At 74.4% G+C, this 17,372-nt stretch carries 16 protein-coding genes and 1 pseudogene; 9 read left to right on the top strand and 8 right to left on the bottom strand.

Annotated features, from left to right (window positions below; genetic code table 11):
* Positions 1–2: 2 nt before the first annotated feature.
* The 3 genes and pseudogenes from ACIP4O_RS19500 to ACIP4O_RS19490 form a co-directional block, all read left to right on the top strand.
* A pseudogene (locus ACIP4O_RS19500) lies at positions 3–1,394 on the top strand (bifunctional 3-(3-hydroxy-phenyl)propionate/3-hydroxycinnamic acid hydroxylase); the annotation flags it as partial.
* 389 nt (positions 1,395–1,783) lie between these two features.
* A complete protein-coding gene (locus ACIP4O_RS19495; RefSeq protein ID WP_401575935.1) occupies positions 1,784–2,560 on the top strand; it encodes a CoA transferase subunit A in 777 nt (258 codons plus the stop codon).
* On the top strand, positions 2,560–3,207 hold the full coding sequence (locus ACIP4O_RS19490) for a CoA transferase subunit B (RefSeq protein ID WP_401575933.1): 648 nt from the start codon (positions 2,560–2,562) through the stop codon (positions 3,205–3,207). The genes ACIP4O_RS19495 and ACIP4O_RS19490 overlap by 1 nt, the downstream gene beginning before the upstream one ends.
* A 49-nt stretch (positions 3,208–3,256) precedes the next feature.
* Here the strand turns inward: ACIP4O_RS19490 and ACIP4O_RS19485 are convergent, their stop codons facing one another.
* Entirely contained in the window at positions 3,257–3,583 is a 327-nt protein-coding gene (locus ACIP4O_RS19485) for a helix-turn-helix domain-containing protein (RefSeq protein WP_401576245.1), read from the bottom strand.
* 86 nt (positions 3,584–3,669) lie between these two features.
* A complete protein-coding gene (locus ACIP4O_RS19480; protein ID WP_401575931.1) occupies positions 3,670–3,921 on the bottom strand; it encodes a hypothetical protein in 252 nt (83 codons plus the stop codon).
* Positions 3,922–4,148: 227 nt separating this feature from the next.
* Between ACIP4O_RS19480 and ACIP4O_RS19475 the strand changes: the two genes are divergently transcribed.
* Positions 4,149–4,862, top strand: a complete 714-nt coding sequence (locus ACIP4O_RS19475; RefSeq protein WP_401575929.1) for a hypothetical protein — start codon at positions 4,149–4,151, stop codon at positions 4,860–4,862.
* Between the two features lie 102 nt (positions 4,863–4,964).
* Here ACIP4O_RS19475 and ACIP4O_RS19470 read toward each other — a convergent pair whose 3' ends face one another.
* Both ACIP4O_RS19470 and ACIP4O_RS19465 read right to left on the bottom strand, forming a co-directional pair.
* The gene (locus tag ACIP4O_RS19470) at positions 4,965–6,599 is read right to left on the bottom strand and encodes an AMP-binding protein (protein WP_401575927.1); all 1,635 of its coding nucleotides are present in this window, start codon (positions 6,597–6,599) and stop codon (positions 4,965–4,967) included.
* Entirely contained in the window at positions 6,596–8,320 is a 1,725-nt protein-coding gene (locus ACIP4O_RS19465; RefSeq protein ID WP_401575926.1) for an AMP-binding protein, read from the bottom strand. Before ACIP4O_RS19465 ends, ACIP4O_RS19470 begins: the two co-directional genes overlap by 4 nt.
* Before the next feature lie 127 nt (positions 8,321–8,447).
* On the opposite strand from ACIP4O_RS19465, the gene ACIP4O_RS19460 reads away from it, so the two are divergent.
* The 5 genes from ACIP4O_RS19460 (at position 8,448) to ACIP4O_RS19440 (ending at position 12,284) form a co-directional block, all read left to right on the top strand.
* Entirely contained in the window at positions 8,448–9,332 is an 885-nt protein-coding gene (locus ACIP4O_RS19460; protein ID WP_401575924.1) for a response regulator transcription factor, read from the top strand.
* 105 nt (positions 9,333–9,437) lie between these two features.
* Entirely contained in the window at positions 9,438–10,007 is a 570-nt protein-coding gene (locus tag ACIP4O_RS19455; RefSeq protein ID WP_401575922.1) for a DinB family protein, read from the top strand.
* Between the two features lie 44 nt (positions 10,008–10,051).
* Positions 10,052–10,702, top strand: coding sequence for a 1,4-alpha-glucan branching protein (locus tag ACIP4O_RS19450; RefSeq protein WP_401575920.1), 651 nt, complete (start codon positions 10,052–10,054; stop codon positions 10,700–10,702).
* Between the two features lie 59 nt (positions 10,703–10,761).
* The gene (locus ACIP4O_RS19445; protein WP_401575918.1) at positions 10,762–11,580 is read left to right on the top strand and encodes an SAM-dependent methyltransferase; all 819 of its coding nucleotides are present in this window, start codon (positions 10,762–10,764) and stop codon (positions 11,578–11,580) included.
* An 83-nt stretch (positions 11,581–11,663) separates the two neighbouring features.
* The gene (locus ACIP4O_RS19440) at positions 11,664–12,284 is read left to right on the top strand and encodes a flavin reductase family protein (RefSeq protein ID WP_401575916.1); all 621 of its coding nucleotides are present in this window, start codon (positions 11,664–11,666) and stop codon (positions 12,282–12,284) included.
* A gap of 22 nt (positions 12,285–12,306) precedes the next feature.
* Here the strand turns inward: ACIP4O_RS19440 and ACIP4O_RS19435 are convergent, their stop codons facing one another.
* The 4 genes from ACIP4O_RS19435 to ACIP4O_RS19420 are packed head-to-tail and all read right to left on the bottom strand — an operon-like array spanning position 12,307 to position 17,350.
* Positions 12,307–13,476, bottom strand: coding sequence for an XdhC family protein (locus ACIP4O_RS19435; RefSeq protein WP_401575914.1), 1,170 nt, complete (start codon positions 13,474–13,476; stop codon positions 12,307–12,309).
* Between the two features lie 18 nt (positions 13,477–13,494).
* The gene (gene pucD / locus ACIP4O_RS19430) at positions 13,495–15,894 is read right to left on the bottom strand and encodes a xanthine dehydrogenase subunit D (RefSeq protein WP_401575912.1); all 2,400 of its coding nucleotides are present in this window, start codon (positions 15,892–15,894) and stop codon (positions 13,495–13,497) included.
* The gene (locus ACIP4O_RS19425) at positions 15,891–16,466 is read right to left on the bottom strand and encodes a (2Fe-2S)-binding protein (RefSeq protein WP_401575910.1); all 576 of its coding nucleotides are present in this window, start codon (positions 16,464–16,466) and stop codon (positions 15,891–15,893) included. Before ACIP4O_RS19425 ends, pucD begins: the two co-directional genes overlap by 4 nt.
* Positions 16,457–17,350 carry an FAD binding domain-containing protein gene (locus ACIP4O_RS19420; protein ID WP_401575908.1) on the bottom strand — a complete coding sequence of 298 codons (894 nt, stop codon included), beginning with the start codon at positions 17,348–17,350 and terminating at the stop codon, positions 16,457–16,459. Before ACIP4O_RS19420 ends, ACIP4O_RS19425 begins: the two co-directional genes overlap by 10 nt.
* Positions 17,351–17,372: the final 22 nt, after the last annotated feature.

Below are 17,372 nucleotides of genomic sequence, written 5' to 3'. Positions count from 1 at the left end.
CGGTGACCGAACGGCACACCACCCCGCGCCACGACGTGGCGATCGTCGGCTTCGGTCCCGTGGGGCAGGTTCTCTCGTTGCTGCTGGGCCGCGCCGGGTACGACGTCGTCGTCCTGGAGCGCTGGCCGGCCCCGTACGACCTGCCGCGCGCCGTCCACTTCGATCACGAGATCGGCCGGATCTTCCAGGCCGCGGGGGTCGGCGAGCAGGTGCGGGCCGTGACCGACCCGGTGCCCGACTTCTACGAGTGGCAGAACGCGGACCGCGAGCCGCTCGTGAAGATCGACTGGTCCGGTACCGGCCCCTCGGGCTGGCCGACCGCGAACTTCTTCTCGCAGCCCCAGCTCGAAGCCGTCCTCTCGGGCGCCGCCGAGCAGACCCCCACCGTCACCGTGCACCGGGGCTGCGAGGTCACCGGCGTCGAGCAGGGCCCGGACGAGGTACTGCTCCGTACCTCCGGCCCGGGGCCCGAGGAGGTCCGCGCGCGGTACGTCATCGGCGCGGACGGCGCGAACAGCTTCGTGCGCTCGCGGATGGCGACCTCCGTGACCGACCTCGGGTTCTTCTACGACTGGCTGATCGTGGACTGCCTCCCCCACGAGGAGGAGGAGTGGTCCCCGATGAACTGGCAGCTGTGCGACCCCGAGCGGCCCACCACGATCGTCTCGGGCGGTCCCGGGCGGCGCCGCTGGGAGTTCCTGCGGCTCGCGCACGAGAGCATCGAGGAGCTGAACACCGAGGAGACCGCCTGGCGCCTCCTCGCCCCGTGGGGCCGCACCCCGGAGAACACCACGATCGAGCGGCACACCGTCTACACCTTCCAGGCCCGCTGGGTGGACCGCTGGCGCGAGGGCAGGCTCCTCCTCGCCGGGGACGCCGCGCACCAGATGCCGCCCTTCGCGGGGCAGGGCATGTGCTCGGGGCTGCGCGACGCCGTCAACCTGGCGTGGAAGCTGCGGCTCGTCCTGGACGGGCGCGCGGACGCCGACCTGCTCGACACGTACACCTCCGAGCGCAGCGCGCACGTCCAGCACGCCATCGCGATGTCGATGGAGCTGGGCAGGGTCATCTGCGTCCTCGACCCCGAGGAGGCCAAGGTCCGCGACACCCGCATGATCGCCACCGGCGCCGACCCGGCGCGCGCCCTGCCCGAGGCGCCGCCGCCCGTGCTCGGCGACGGGGTGCTCCAGCGTGCCGCAGACGGCGGCCGCGCGGCGGGCGTCGGGCACCTGACGCCGCAGTTCCCCGTCACGCGCGAAGGGCGTACGGCGCTGCTCGACGAGCTGACCGGCGGCGGCTTCGTCCTCCTCACGGACGGCGAGGCGCCGCTCGCGGACCTCGACGCGGCCGACCGCGACTTCCTGCGCGGGATCGGCGCGTGCCTCGTACCGCTCACCGAGAGCGGTGGCGAGTGGACCGACTCACCCGGCGGCTACCTGCCGCACCTGCGCGCAGCACGGACACGCCGGCGCGCTCGTCCGGCCCGACTTCTACCTCTTCGGCACGGCGGCCGGCACCGCCGGGGTGCGCGAACTGGTGGGCCAGCTGCGCTCGCAGTTGCGCTCCCCCGCGCACGGCACGGACCACGCCCCCGCACCGGCACCGCACACCGGCGCGACGGCACCGGACGGCAGCCCCCTGACGGCGGCTTCCTGACGGTGCCGGGGCCTCCCCCGCTCCGGGGCGCGCCGGCCGCACACCGCGCGCCCCGGAGCCTTCCCGTACCGGCCCCGCGTCACCGGCCCCTTCTCGCACCACCTTCCGAAGCACCTCAAGGAACCCCATGGACAAGACAGTCGGCTCGGCCGCCGAGGCCGTGGCCGCGATCCCCGACGGCGCCTCGCTCGCCGTCGGCGGTTTCGGCCTCTGCGGCATCCCGAGCACGCTCATCGAGGCCCTGCACGCGCAGGGTGCCTCCGGGCTGCGCGTCGTCTCGAACAATTGCGGCACCGACGACCACGGCCTCGGCGTCCTCCTCGGCGCCGGACGCATCGCGCGCGTGACCGGCAGCTACGTCGGCGAGAACAAGGAGTTCGCGCGCCAGTACCTCACCGGCGAACTGGAGGTCGAGCTGGTGCCGCAGGGCACGCTCGCCGAGCGGCTGCGCGCGGGCGGCTGCGGCATTCCCGCCTTCTACACCCCTGCCGGGGTCGGCACGCCGCTCGCCGAGGGCGGCATCCCCTGGCGCCACGACAGCGAGGGCGGCGTCCTCGTCGCCTCGCCGGTCAAGGAGACGCGGGACTTCGACAGCACGACGTACGTCCTGGAGCACGCCATCACCTGCGACTTCGCGCTCGTACGGGCCGCGAAGGGCGACCTGCACGGCAACCTCGTCTTCGAGAAGTCCGCGCGCAACTTCAACCCGCTCGCCGCGATGGCGGGGCGCGTCACGCTCGCCGAGGTCGAGGAACTCGTCGCACCGGGCCAGCTGGACCCCGACGAGATCCACCTGCCGGGCGTCTTCGTGCGGCACGTGCTGCCGCTGACGCCCGAGCAGGCGGCCGAGAAGCACATCGAGCGGCGCACGGTCGTGGCCGCGCGCGAGAAGGCGGGTGCCTGATGTCCTGGACCAGGAACGAGATGGCCGCGCGGGCGGCGGCCGAACTGCGCGACGGCGACTACGTCAACCTCGGCATCGGCCTCCCCACGCTCGTGCCCGGCTGCATCCCGGCGGGCACGCACGTCGTGCTCCAGTCCGAGAACGGCATCCTCGGCACGGGCCCCTACCCGGCCGACGAGGACGTGGACCCGGACCTGATCAACGCGGGCAAGGAGACGGTGACCGTCCTGCCCGGGGCCGCGTTCTTCGACTCGGCGCTCTCCTTCGGGATGATCCGCGGCGGGCACATCGACACCGCGATCCTCGGCGCGATGCAGGTCTCGCGGACCGGCGACCTCGCGAACTGGATGATCCCGGGCGCGATGGTCAAGGGCATGGGCGGCGCGATGGACCTCGTGCACGGCGCCCGCCGCGTCATCGTCCTCACCGACCACACCGCGAAGGACGGCACCCCGAAGCTCGTCGAGGAGTGCACGCTGCCGCTCACGGGACGGGGCTGCGTGCACCGGATCATCACCGATCTCGGGGTCCTGGACGTGACCGCGGACGGGTTCGTGCTCGTCGAGACGGCTCCCGGGGTGACGGTCGCGGAACTGGTCGCCGCGACGGGCGCGGCCGTGCGCGTACCGGAGCACGTGTCGTCCTGAACTCGCTCGCGGGGCCGGCGTCCAGGACAGCCACCGGCCCCGCGAGCGCTCAACGCTCTTTGGCGCGCCGCTCGTTGACGTGCCGGAGATAGTTGTAGACGGTGAAGCGCGAGACGCCGAGCGCCGTGGCGACGGTCTCGACGCCGTGCCGCACCGTGAACGCGCCGCGCGCCTCCAGCCGTCGGACGAGGTCCTGCTTGGTACGGCGGTCGAGCGCGGCGAGGGGGCCGTGGACCCGTTCGAGCCCCTCGACGATCCGGTCCAGACTGTCGTCCCCGAGCCCGGGCAGCCGCACCGCGGCGACCTCCTCGCCCTCCCAGCGCAGCACGACGTCCTCGGGCGCGGCGGCGGCCGGTTCGAGCAGCTCACCGCCCATCGCGTCGACGAGGGGGCGGACGGCTTCGAGGAGCGGGTGCGGTACGGGCCCTTGCCGGTACGGGCGCGCCGCCGAGCGGGACTCGCTCACCGCTCGCCCTCCGCGAGCACGCTGACCTGGAGCGAGACGCGGTCGGCGCCCGCGCGGATGGTCGTACGGAGCAGTTCGGCGACGGTCGCGACGACGTCCTCCGCGCTGCCCTCGGCCGTGTTGCCGAAGGGCCCCACGTCGACTCCTTCGAGCGGCGCGGTGCGCAGCACCTCACGGGCGACGAGCGCGTGCCGCGGCGCCTCCTCGAGGTCGAAGGGCTCGGTGGTGAACTCGACCCGCAGCCGCATGAGACGCCTCCCGCCATGACCGCGCGCCCCCGCTCGGGGCCGCCGGAGCGACCCTAACCGACGGACCGCGGGCCGAACGCGGCACGGAGCGGGAAGCGGCGTCCCGGGCGGGAACGCCGGGCGCGGACCCGGGCGCGGCCTCGCCCTCTCGCCCCAACTCCCGGCGGGGCGGCGGCGAACGGGAGGATGATGGGGCACGCCCCCGTCCGCAGCGGGGCGTCCCCCGTATGCTCGCGCGTTCCCGTGCGCGCGGCCCGTCCGTCAAGGTCCTGGAGCACGTCATGGCCTCCGTCGCCGTCACCTGCCCGGTCTGCCGCCGCGTCGGCAGCCACCTCCCGCCCGAGCTGCCCTGCGCCTGCGGGGTGCCGGTAATCCTGCCGCTCGTGGACGGCGGCGTGGGCGAGCCGGTGGAGCGGCGCGACTGGGGCGAGGAGTGGCTCGCGGTGCGGTGCGTGGCGTGTGCGCGGACGACGCGCTGGCCCCGCCCCGAGTACGGCTGCCCGTGCGGGGCGTTGCTCCGGCTCGCGGTCGACGAGGGCGAGGCGCCCGGCGCCGTACCGCTCGCGCGGCGGCCCGACACGCTCGCGCCGATCCGTTCGACGCGGGACGCCGTGACGGCGGCGGCACTGCACCTCGGGCGGCTCGGCCACGGTGAGATACACCGTGCCGCGCAGCCCGCCCCGGCCGGCGTCGCGCTCGCCGCGCGCGGGCTGCTCGCGCACGTCGAGCCGAGCCGGCGGCGCCTGACGGTGCGGGACGTGGAGTGCCTGTGGCTCGCGGCGCTCGCCGCCGGTGCCGATCCGGTGGGCTTCACGCGGGGCGGCCCCGAGCCCGAGGCGGCCGAGAGCGCGGCACGGCTCGGGGTACCGCTCTTCGCGCTGGAGGCGACGGGCCTGGTACGGCCGTTGAACGAGGCGGCGGAGCGGCTGGGGCACCAGTAGGCGGCACGGGGGGCGCGGTGCCCTGTGCGGCGGACGGCGCCCCCGTGCCCGGCGCCCCCGTGCCCGGCGTCCTCGCGCGGGCGGGGGCGCCGTACCGCGTGCTCAGGCGTCCCCGCCCCCGTACGTCTCGCGCAGTTCGATCTTGCGTACTTTCCCCGAGACCGTCATCGGGAAGGTGTCGAGGAGTTCGAGGCGGCTGGGGATCTTGTAGGGGGCGAGGCGGTCGCGGCAGAAGGCGCGGAGCTCGTCGAGCGTGGGCGCCTTGGCGGGGTCGCGCGGGATGACGCAGGCGAGGACGGATTCGCCGTAGCGCGCGTCGGGGACGCCGACGACCTGCACGTCGGAGATCTTCGGGTGGGTGTGGAGGAACTCCTCGATCTCGCGCGGGTAGATGTTCTCGCCGCCACGGATGATCATGTCCTTGATGCGGCCCGCGATCTCGACGTAACCGTCCTCGCGCATGAGGGCGAGGTCCCCCGTGTGCATCCAGCGCCCGGGGTCGACGACCTCGGCGGTGCGCTCGGGGTCCTCCCAGTAGCCGAGCATGACGGAGTAGCCGCGCGTGCACAGTTCGCCCTGCGTGCCGCGCGGCACCGTGACACCGCTGACGGGGTCGACGATCTTGACCTCCAGGTGCGGCAGGACGCGGCCCACGGTGCCCGTACGGTGTTCGAGGTCGTCGTCGGCGCGGGTCTGGCAGGAGACGGGCGAGGTCTCGGTCATGCCGTAGCAGATGGACACCCCGGCCATGTGCATCTCGGCGACGACGCGCTTCATGACCTCGACGGGGCACGGCGAACCCGCCATGATCCCGGTGCGCAGCGAGGTGAGGTCGAAGGAGTCGAAGTCGGGGAGGTTCAGCTCCGCGATGAACATCGTCGGGACCCCGTACAGCGACGTGCAACGCTCCCTCTCGACGGCCTCCAGCGTCGCGCGGGCGTCGAAGGAGGGTGCGGGGACGACGACGCAGGCGCCGTGGGACGTGGCCCCGAGGTTGCCCATGACCATGCCGAAGCAGTGGAAGAAGGGAACGGGCAGGCACACGCGGTCCCGCTCCGTGTAGCCGACGGTCTCGCCCACCCAGTACCCGTTGTTGAGGAGGTTGTGGTGGGAGAGGGTCGCGCCCTTGGGGAAGCCGGTGGTGCCGGAGGTGTACTGGAGGTTGACGGGGTCGTCGCAGGACAGTTCGGCCTCGCGGGCACGGAGTCGTGCGAGGGGGACGTCCGCGCCCGCCGCGACGAGGGCGTCCCAGCTCGGGTCGCCGATGTAGACGGCCTCACGCAGTTCGGGGCACTCGGGGCGCACCTCGTCGACGAAGGCGCGGTAGTCGGTGTCGCGGTGGCGCAGCGAGGCGACGAGGAGCTGGGTGCCGGACTGCCGCAGCACGTAGCCGAGTTCGTGGGCGCGGTAGGCGGGGTTGATGTTGACGAGGACGGCGCCGACGCGGGCGGTCGCGTACTGGAGCATGACCCACTCGGCGCTGTTGACGGCCCAGATGCCGACCCGGTCGCCCTTGAGGACCCCGCGCGCGAGGAGCCCGCGCGCGAGGTGTTCGACGGCCTCGCCGAAGGCGGAGTAGGTCCAGCGGCGGCCGCTCGCGACGTCCACGAGGGCTTCGCGGCCCGGGTACGTGGCGATGATCCGCGCGAGGTTCTCGCCGATGGTCTCGCCGAGGAGGGGCGTGGTGGAGGTGCCGTGGGCGTAGGAGAGGGGGGCCACGGGGGGCGCGGTGCTCATCGGTGGTCCTCCTCGCGGTACTCGGCCTCGGAGCCGTTCGCGGTCGCCTCACGGAGTTCGACGCGGCGGATCTTTCCGGAGATGGTCTTGGGCAGTGGGCCGAACTCGATGCGGCGCAGGCGCTTGTACGGGGCGAGGACGCTGCGCGAGTGCGCGAAGAGGAGCTTCGCGGTCGCGGCGTCCGGCGCGTACCCCTCGGCGAGGACGATGTACGCCTTGGGGACGTTGAGCCGTACGGGATCGGGCGCGGGCACGACGGCCGCCTCGGCGACGGCGGGGTGTTCGAGCAGCGCGCTCTCCAGCTCGAAGGGGCTGATCTTGTAGTCGCTCGCCTTGAAGACGTCGTCGCTGCGCCCGACATACGTCAGGTACCCGTCCTCGTCCCTGGCTCCGATGTCCCCCGTGCGGTAGTAGCCTCCGGCCGTCGCCGCGGACGTGCGTTCCTGGTCGCCGTGGTAGCCGCGCATGAGGCCGACGGGGCGGGCGGAGAGGTCCAGGCTGATCTCGCCCTCGGTGGCGCCGGGTTCGCCGGTCACGGGGTCGAGGAGTTCGATGGTGAAGCCGGGGCTGGGGCGGCCCATGGAGCCGGGCTTGAGGGGCTGGCCGGGGGAGTTGGCGACGGCGACGGAGGTCTCGGTCTGGCCGAAGCCGTCGCGGATCGTGGCGCCCCAGGAGCGGCGCACGTGCTCGATGACCTCGGGGTTGAGGGGTTCGCCGGCCGCGACGACGGCGCGCGGCGGGGTCTTCAGGCCGCTCAGGTCGGCCTGGATGAGCATGCGCCACACGGTGGGCGGCGCGCAGAAGCTCGTGACGCCCGCGCGGTCCATCTCGGCCATGAGGCGGCCCGCGTCGAAGCGCGTGTAGTTGAAGACGAACACGGTCGCCTCGGCGTTCCACGGCGCGAAGAAGTTCGACCAGGCGTGCTTCGCCCAGCCGGGCGAGGAGATGTTGAGGTGCACGTCCCCGGGGCGCAGCCCGATCCAGTACATCGTCGAGAGGTGGCCCACGGGGTAGGAGAGGTGGGTGTGCTCGACGAGTTTGGGGCGCGCGGTGGTGCCGGAGGTGAAGTAGAGCATGAGGGTCTCGTCGGAGCGGGTGGGGCCCTCGGGGACGAACTCCGCGTCGGCGGTGGCGGCTTCGGCGTAGTCGTGCCAGCCGGGGACGGGTGCGCCGACGGCGACGCGGGTCCAGTCGCCGGGGACGCGCGCGAACTTCTCCAGGTCGGCGGAGCGGGCGACGACGTGACTCACCTCGCCGCGCTCGACGCGGTCGCGCAGGTCGAGGGGGCCGAGGAGGGTGGTCGCGGGGATGACGACGGCGCGCAGCTTCATCGCGGCGAGCATGAGTTCCCACAGTTCGGCCTGGTTGCCGAGCATGAGGAGGAGGCGGTCGCCCGGGGCGACGCCGAGGCCGCGCAGCCAGTTCGCGGCGCGCGCGGAGCGGCGGGACAGCTCGGCGAAGGACAGTTCCAGGCGTGAGCCGTCCTCCTCGACGATGTGCAGCGCGGTGCGCTCGTTGCCCTCGGCGATCCGGTCGAACCAGTCGAGCGCCCAGTTGAACAGTTCGGGGCGGGGCCACTCGAAGCCGTCGCGGGCGGCCGCGTAGTCCTCGCCGTGGCGCAGGAGGAAGTCGCGGGCGGCGCGGAAGGCGGCGGTGGGGGCCGGTTCGCCGTCGCTGGCGGCCGGTTCGCCGGGCGGGGCGGCGGGGGGCGTTGCCGACATGTGTCCTCCAGGTTGCGAAACCACTCGTACTCATCGTGAGATGCGTGACACAGGTCTCACTACCCCCGTTCGGGGGTGGAGGGCGCGGAGGGCACGCTGAGCGGCACTCGTGGGACGGAGGACGGTCATGGCGACGCAGCCAGGAGTACGCGGCGCGGCGCGGAACGCGGGGCGGGGCGCGGAGTGGGCGGCGGACGCGGCGGAGATCCGGGCCGCGCTGCTTCGCCTGCGGCGCGCCACCGGGCTGCCGGTCGCCTTCGGCGGGCCGCTCGTCGGCGCGGGGGCCTCGCGGGTGCGGATCGGCGAGCTGAGCGGGACGGCGACGGCGGCGCTCGACGGGCTCGCCGTCTCGGCGGGCAACGGCCTGGGCGGCAAGGCGATCACGCTGACCCGCCCGTGCACGGTCACCGACTACCGCGCGGCCCGCTCCATCAGCCACGAGTACGACACGCCGGTGGCGGCGGAGGGCCTGCGCTCGGTCCTCGCGGTGCCCGTCGTGGTGCGGCGGCGGGTACGGGCCGTGCTGTACGGGGCCCTGCGCGCTCCGCAGCCGCTCGGGGACCGCACGCTGCGCGCGGCGGTCGAGGCGGCGCGGGACGTGGAACAGACGCTGGTGGTGCGGGACGAGGCGCGGGCGCTGGCGGCGGCGGGCGGCGAGGCGGCGCGCGCGGGGGCCTGGCAGGAGGTACGGGAGACGGGCGCCCACCTGCGCGGCCTCGCGGAGCGCCTCGACGACCCGGCGCTGCGGGCCGAACTCCTCGGCGTGTGCGCGCGCCTCGCGGCGGCCGGCGCCGGGCCGCCCCGCGACGCGCAGGCGCCGCTGCTGACCCCGCGCGAGGTGGAGGTCCTGGCGATCGTCGCCGAGGGGGCGACCAACGCGGCGGTCGCGAGCAGGCTCGGGCTGCGCCCGGAGACGGTGAAGGCGTACCTGCGCGCGGCGATGCGGAAGCTGGGCGCGCGCACGCGCGGGGAGGCGGTGGCGGTGGCGCGGCGGGCGGGGGTCGTGGGCTGAGGAGGCGGGCCGGGGTCGTGGGCCGAGGAGGCGATCGGCTGGGACAGCGGTCGTTGTCACACCCCTGCCCTACGGTGGTCCGCACCTGAACGGAAGGAGGCTGTCATGGACGGCGGGACGGTGGCGGCGGGCGGTACGGACGCGGGGGGTACGACCGGCGCGGAGGGGGTGGACCCGGAGGTCTCCGTGCTGCGCGGGGCGCTGCGCGCGCAGCGGGCGCACGTGCTCGGGGCGCTGGAGGGGCTGGACGAGGAGGCTTTGCGGCGGGGGGTGCTGCCCTCGGGGTGGTCGTGTCTCGGGCTGCTGCGGCATCTCGCGCTCGACGTGGAGCGGTTCTGGTTCCGGGGCGTGCTCGCCGCGGAAGGCGAGGTCGTGGCCTCGGTGACGGGCACGAAGGCCGGGGACGACGCGTGGCGGCCCGCGCCCGGGGACACCGGGGAGAGCTTGCGGGCGCTGTACCGGGCCGAGGCGGAGCGCGCGGACGCGGTGCTCGACGGGCTCACGGCCGCGGAGCCGCCCGCGTGGTGGCCGGGCGAGCTGTTCGGCTCGTACCGGCTGCACACGGTCCGCGAGGTCCTCGTGCACGTCCTGACCGAGACCGCCTGCCACGCGGGGCACGCCGACGCCGTACGGGAGTTGCTCGACGGCAGGCAGTGGCTCGTCCTGGACGGCTGAGTCCCGCTACTGTCGTCACCCGGACCGCGCGAGCAGGAGAGACCATGGCCGAGATCCACCGCACGACGCTGAGCCCCACCAAACTCGAACTGCTCGCGACGTGGCTGCCGAAGCAGCCGTGGTACCAGGGCGGGAGCGGTCCCGCCGTGCTGGAGAAGGCCGGCGGTTTCCGGCTCGACGACCCGGCGGGCGAGGTCGGGATCGAGTTCATGGCGGTCACCGAGTCCGTGGAGGGCGATTCCGTCACGTACCACGTGCCGCTCACCTACCGGGGCGCGCCCGCCGAGGGGCTCGAAGCGGCGCTCGTCGGGACGAGCGAGCACGGTGTGCTCGGCAAGCGCTGGGTGTACGACGGGCCGCACGACCCGGTGCTGTGCGCCCAGTTGCTCGCTCTGGCGCGCGGTGCGGCGGAGGCGCAGGCGCAGAGTCTCAGCGATACGCCCGACCCGAGCGTGCACGGCCGCTGGGACGGTCCGCTCCCCGAGGGCGAGGCGACGCCGAGCGGGGTCGTGTCGGGGCCGGAGGGCACGTCGACGGTGCTGTGCGGTGGGCGGCTGCTGCTCCGTACGCACCGGGTGCTGCGGGCGGCGGACGCCGAGTTCCCGCCGGGGATCGTCGGGTACGTGAGCGGTCTCGCGCCCGCCGATCTCTCGGCGCGGTCCCTGTACGCCTCCTTCCACCTGCCGACGCCCTGAGCCGGGGGAAGATCAACTCGGCCGTGGTCCTGGCACCTTGACTGTGCGAAGCTCTGGCCATGAGTGACGATCACGAGGAGCGGCGACGTACGCTCGCCGAGCGCATCCGCACCGACCAGCCGCAGTCGGCGCGCGTGTGGAACTACCTGCTGCAAGGCAAGGACAACTACCCGGTGGACGCGGCCGTCGGCGACATGATCCGGCAGAGCTTCCCCGACATCGCGGGCATCGCGCGCGGCCAGCGGTACTTCCTGGCCCGCGCGGTGCGCTACCTCGCGCGCGAGGGCGGGGTGCGGCAGTTCCTGGACCTGGGGACGGGGCTGCCGACCGCCGACAACACGCACGAGGTCGCGCAGCGCGAGGCCCCGGACGCGCGCGTCGTCTACGTCGACAACGACCCGCTCGTCCTCGCGCACGCGCGGGCGCTCCTGACGAGCACGCCCGAGGGCGCCTGCGCGTACATCGACGCGGATGTGCGCAAGCCCGCGGCGATCCTCGAAGAGGCCGCGCGGACGCTGGACTTCTCCAAGCCCGTGGGGCTGACCATGCTCGGCATCATGGGGCAGCTCCCGGACGAGGACGAGCCCGGGGCGCTCGTGCGCGAACTTCTCGCGGCGCTGCCCTCGGGAAGCTGGCTCGCGCTCGCGGACGGTGTGGACACGAACGAGACGCTGAACGCGGCGATCGCCACGTACAACGCGAACTCGGCGAGCGAGTACCACCTGCGCTCCCCCGAGCAAATCGCCGCGTACTTCGAGGGCCTCGAACTCGTCGCGCCGGGCGTGGTCCTGACCTCCGAGTGGCGCCCGGACCCCGGCCAGGGCGACGTGCCCCCGGGGGAGGGCAACGCGATGTGCGGCGTCGCGCGCAAGCCCTGAGGCGTACGGGCCGGGGGCCGGAGCGTCCCGCCGTCACGGACGCTTCGGCCCTCGCCGAAACGACGCCGCCCTAGGCTCCGGGCATGATCCCCGCCCCGCTCCCCCACGTCCCCATCGAGCCCGCCGTCCTCTACTTCGGCACGCCCGTCGTCCTCCTGACGACGGAGAACGAGGACGGCGGCTTCAACCTCGCGCCGATGTCCTCCGCTTGGGCCCTCGGGCAGAGCGTGGTGCTCGGCCTCGGCGCGCGGGGGCAGACGGCGCGGAACCTCGCGCGGCGGCCCGAGTTGGTCATCAGCCTGCCGGGGCCCGCGCTGTGGCCCGCCGTGGAGCGGCTCGCACCGCTGACGGGGCGGTTCCCCGTGCCCGCGGGCAAGCACCCGGGTTGCCGATTCGAGCCGGACAAGTTCACCGCCGCCGGGCTCACGCCCGAGCCCTCGGAGCGGGTGCGCCCGCCGCGCGTCGCCGAGTGCCCCCTCCAGCTGGAGGCGCGGGTGGCGCGGGTGAGCCCGGCCGCCGTGGGGACCTTCGTCGTCGTCGAGACGGAGGTCCTGCGCGTCCACGCGGACCCCGTCCTCGTCGTCCCCGGTACGGACCACATCGACCCGGCCGCCTGGAGCCCGCTGGTCTACAACTTCCGCCACTACTTCGGCCTCGGCCCCGAGCTGGGCCACTCGTACCGGACCGGGACGCCGCGCGGGTGAGGGCCGGGCGGGCGCGTGCCGCTCACACCCCCGAGCCCGCCCGGTCCGCGCGGTCCGCGTGTTCCGCCCGGTCCGCCTGTTCCGCGCGGTGGATCGGTGCCGGGGAGCCGGTGAGCGGGGCGCCCGTGCCGCCGTGACGGTGGGCGATGATCTCGGCGGCGATGGACAGGGCCGTCTCCTCCGGGGTGCGGGCGCCGAGGTCGAGGCCGATCGGGGAGCGCAGGCGGGCGAGTTCGGGCTCCGTGAGCCCTTCGGCGCGCAGTCGGCGCAGGCGGTCCTCGTGGGTGCGGCGCGAGCCCATCGCGCCGACGTAGGCGACGGGCAGGCGCAGGGCGCGGGCGAGGAGGGGTACGTCGAACCTGGCGTCGTGCGTGAGGACGCACAGGACGGTGCGCGCGTCGGTGGGGGTCCGGTCCAGGTACGTGTGGGGCCAGGCGACGACGAGTTCGTCGGCGTCGGGGAAGCGGGCCCGGGTGGCGAAGACGGGGCGCGCGTCGCACACGGTGACGTGGTAGCCGAGGAAGGACCCGGCGCGGGCGAGCGCCGCCGCGTAGTCGATGGCGCCGAAGACGATCATGCGGGGCGGCGGGACGCTCGATTCGACCAGGAGCGTGACGGGCTGCCCGCAGCGCGAGCCGTCCGCTCCGATGGTCGCGGTGCCGGTGCGGCCGAGGCCGAGCAGCGCGGCGGCCTCCGCGGCGGCGGAGCGGTCGAGTTCCGGTGGGCCGCCGCAGCCGCCCCGTACCGTACCGGAGCCGTCCACGACGAGCGGGCGGCCGAGGAGCGCGGGCGGTCCGGCGACGACGCGGGCGAGGGCGCGCGGGGCGCCGTCCGCGACGGCGGCGAGGACGTCGCCGTACAGCCGCGCGGCCGGGGTGCCGGGCCGGACCGGCACGACGAGCACCTCGATGACGCCGCCGCAGGTCAGGCCGACGGCGAAGGCGTCCTCGTCGCTGTAGCCGAAGCGCTCGGCGAGCGGGCGGTCCTCGGCGAGCGCCTCACGGCACAGCTCGTACACCGCGCCTTCGACGCACCCGCCGGAGACCGAGCCGACCGCCTCCCCCGCCGCGTCGACGGCGAGCGCCGCGCCGGGCGCGCGGGGGGCGCTGCCGGTGACGGAGACGACGGTGGCGACGGCGAAGGCGCGGCCGTCGGCGGCCCACCGGCGCAGGGTGGGGGCGAGGTCGAGCATGGCGGTCTCCGAAAGGGGTCAGTCCACGAGGTGTTCGGGTCGTACGGGGGTCCGGTCGAGCGCGCGGCCCGTCGCGGCGCGGATCGCCGCGAGGATGGCGGGCGTCGAGGAGAGCGTGGGCGCTTCACCGATACCGCGCAGGCCGTAGGGGGCGTGGTCGTCGGCGAGTTCGAGGATGTCGAGGGGGATCGTGGGCGTGTCGAGGATGGTGGGGATGAGGTAGTCGGTGAAGGAGGGGTTGCGGACCTTCGCGGTGACGGGGTCGACGAGGACCTCCTCCATGACGGCGATGCCGAGCCCTTGCGTGCTGCCGCCCTGGATCTGGCCCTGGACGGAGAGCGGGTTGAGCGCTTTGCCGACGTCCTGGGCGCAGGCGAGTTCGACGACTTTGACGAGGCCGAGTTCGGTGTCGACCTCGACGACGGCGCGGTGCGCGGCGAAGGAGTACTGCACGTGCCCCTTGCCCTGCCCGGTGTGCCGGTGGAAGGGCTCGGTGGGGCGGTGGCGCCACTCGTCCTCGATCTCGACGGTCTCGTCCCCGAGCACGTCCGCGAGGCTCGCGAGGACCTCGCCGCTCTCGGTGACGACCTTGCCGTCCTCCAGGAGGAGTTCGGCGTGCGCCCAGGCCGGGTGGTACGTGCCGAACTTGACGCGTCCGAGGTCGAGCACCCGCTCGCGGACGCGTCCGCACACGTGCTTGACGGCGCCGCCCGTCATGTACGTCTGACGGGACGCGGAGGTCGATCCGGCCGAACCGACGCGTGTGTCGGCCGGGTTGATGGTGACCTGGGTGACGCCGAGTTCGGTGCGGGCGATCTGGGCGTGGACGGTGACGCCGCCCTGGCCGACCTCGGCCATCGCGGTGTGGACGGTCGCGACGGCCTCGCCCGCGATGCTCTCCAGGCGCACGCGGGCGGTCGAGTAGTCGTCGAAGCCCTCGGAGAAGCCGACGTTCTTGATGCCGACCGCGTAGCCGATGCCCCGGACGACGCCTTCGCCGTGGCTGGTGTTCGACAGGCCGCCGGGCAGGTGGCGCACGTCGGCGCCCTCGCTGGACTCCCACTGCCGTTCGGGCGGCAGGGGGCGGGCCTTGACGCGGCGCAGGAGTTCGGCGACGGGCGCGGGCGAGTCCACGACCTGCCCGGTCGGCATGACGGAGCCCTGCTCCATCGCGTTGAGGCGCCGGAACTCGACGGGGTCCATGCCGAGCGCGGCGGCGAGCTTGTCCATCTGCGCCTCGTACGCGAAGCACGCCTGCACGGCGCCGAAGCCGCGCATCGCGCCGCACGGCGGGTTGTTGGTGTAGAGGGCGAGCGTCTCGATCTCGACGTGGTCCACGACGTAGGGGCCCGCGCCGAGCGAGGCGGCGTTGCCGACGACGGCGGGAGAGGAGGAGGCGTAGGCGCCGCCGTCGAGGACGATGCGCGCCTTGAGGTGGGTGAGCTTGCCGTCGCGGGTGGCTCCGTGCTCGTACCAGAGCCTGGCGGGGTGGCGGTGGACGTGGCCGAAGAAGGACTCGAAGCGGTTGTAGACGATCTTGACGGGCTTGCCGGTGCGGAGCGCGAGGAGGCAGCCGTGGATCTGCATGGAGAGGTCCTCGCGGCCGCCGAAGGCGCCGCCGACGCCGGAGAGCGTCATGCGGATCTTCTCCTCGGGCAGGCCGAGGACGGGGGCGATCTGGCGGAGGTCGGAGTGGAGCCACTGGGTCGCGATGTAGAGGTCGACGCCGCCGTCCTCTGCGGGCACCGCGAGTCCGGACTCGGGGCCGAGGAACGCCTGGTCCTGCATGCCGAAGAAGTACTCGCCGCTCACGACGACGTCCGCGCGCCGGGCCGCCCCGGCGACGTCGCCGCGCAGGATGGGCTGGCGGTGGACGATGTTGGGGTGCGGGACGTGCCCGGCGTGGTGGTCGGCGCGGCCCTCGTGGAGGAGCGGCGCACCGGGCGCGGTGGCGGACGCCTCGTCGGTGACGACGGGCAGTTCGCGGTAGTCGACGCGGATCTTCGCGGCGGCGCGGCGCGCGGTCTCCGGGTGGTCGGCCGCCACGAGCGCGACGGGCTCGCCGTGGTGGCGGACGCGGCCGTGGGCGAGGACGGGCGTGTCCTGGATCTCCAGTCCGTAGTGGCGCACGGCGGTGGGCAGGTCGTCGTAGGTGAGGACGGCGTGCACGCCGGGGGTGGCGAGGGCCTCGGCGGTGTCGATGGAGCGGATCTCGGCGTGGGCGTGCGGGGAGCGCAGGGTGTGGCCCCACAGCATGTCCTCGTGCCACATGTCCGAGGCGTAGGCGAACTCGCCGGTGACCTTGAGGATGCCGTCGGGGCGCGGGGTCGACTCGCCGATCCCGCCGGGGGTCGTGGTGCCGGGGCGGCCCTGGGTGAGGTGGGTGGGGACGCCGGTGGGGGTACGCGGGGTGGTCACCGGGCCTCCTCGGTACGGGCCGTGTCCTGGCGGGCGGCGGCGAGGCGGACGGCGTCGAGGATCTTCTCGTAGCCCGTGCAGCGGCACAGGTTCCCCGACAGGGCCTCGCGGATGTCGGCGTCACTGGGCGAGGGGACGCGTTCGAGGAGGTCGTCGGCGGCGACGAGGAGCCCCGGGGTGCAGAAGCCGCACTGGACGGCGCCCGCGTCGACGAACGCCCGCTGGACCGGCGAGAGCGCGGGGCCGCCCGGCTCGCGGGGGCTCGCCTCCCAGCGGCGCGGGTCGTCGGGAGCGGCGGTCCCCGGCTCCGCGCCGGCGCGCCCGGCCGCGTACTGCGCGAGTCCTTCGACCGTGTCGACACGCCGTCCCTCCGCCTGTCCGGCGGCGACGAGGCAGGCGCAGACCAGGACGCCGTCGAGTCGGACCGTGCAGGAGCCGCACTCGCCCTGCTCGCAGGCGTTCTTGGAGCCGGGCAGGCCGAGGCGTTCGCGCAGCACGTACAGGAGCGACTCGCCCTCCCACACGTCGTCGGCCTCGTGGCGCCGTCCGTTGACGACGAGGTTCACGCGCATGATGCTCCGTTCCGGCGCTGCTCGGTGCCGAGGGCCTGCCAGGCCCAGGTGAAGGTGCGGCGGGCCATGACGCCGACCGCGTGCCTGCGGTAGGCGGCCGAGCCGCGCACGTCGTCGATGGGGTCGCAGGCGCCCGAGGCGAGCTGCCCGAACTGCCGCAGCGCCGCCTCGCCGGGCGGTCTGCCGGTCTCCCAGCAGCGCTCCTCGTCGAGTACGGAGGTGAGGAACTCCTCGGCCGCCTGCGCGCGCACGGGCGTGGGCGCGGCCGAGCCGATCCCGGTGCGCAGCGTGTGGCGGTCGGGGTGGAGCGCGAGACCGAAGGCGCACACGGCGATGACCATGGCGTTGCGCGTGCCGACCTTGGAGAACTGCTGCGGTCCGCGCGCGGCGGGCAGGTGGACGGCGCGGATCAGCTCGTCGGGCGCGAGGGCGTTGCGCTTGACGCCGGTGTAGAACTCGTCGACGGGGACGCGGCGCGTGCCCCGTACCGAGGCCACCTCGATGTCGGCACCCGAGGCGAGGAGCGCGGGGTGCGCGTCCCCGGCGGGCGAGGCGGTGCCGAGGTTGCCGCCGACGCCGCCGCGGTTGCGGATCTGCGGGGAGGCGACGGTGTGCGCGGCGCGCGCGAGACCGGGCAGTTCGGTGGCCAGCTCGGTCATGATCCGCGTGTACGGGACCGAGGCGCCCAGGCGTACCGTGTCCCCGTCGCGTTCCCAGGCGCTCAGCGCCGCGACGCGTCCGAGGTCGATGAGGTGCGCGGGCCTGCGGTGGTCGAAGTTCAGCTCGACCATGACGTCGGTGCCGCCCGCGAGCGGGACGGCGGCGGGATGCGCCGCCTTCGCGGCGAGCGCCTCCTCCCAGCTGGCTGGTCTCAGGAACTCCATGCGGACTCCATGCGGGTCTCTC

Origin of the sequence: Streptomyces sp. NPDC088923 (genome assembly GCF_044749745.1) — a bacterium.
In the GTDB taxonomy this organism is placed as follows: domain Bacteria; phylum Actinomycetota; class Actinomycetes; order Streptomycetales; family Streptomycetaceae; genus Streptomyces.
Note: the sequence above shows the minus strand (reverse complement) of the source record. Positions and strands in the feature narration are given on the sequence as shown.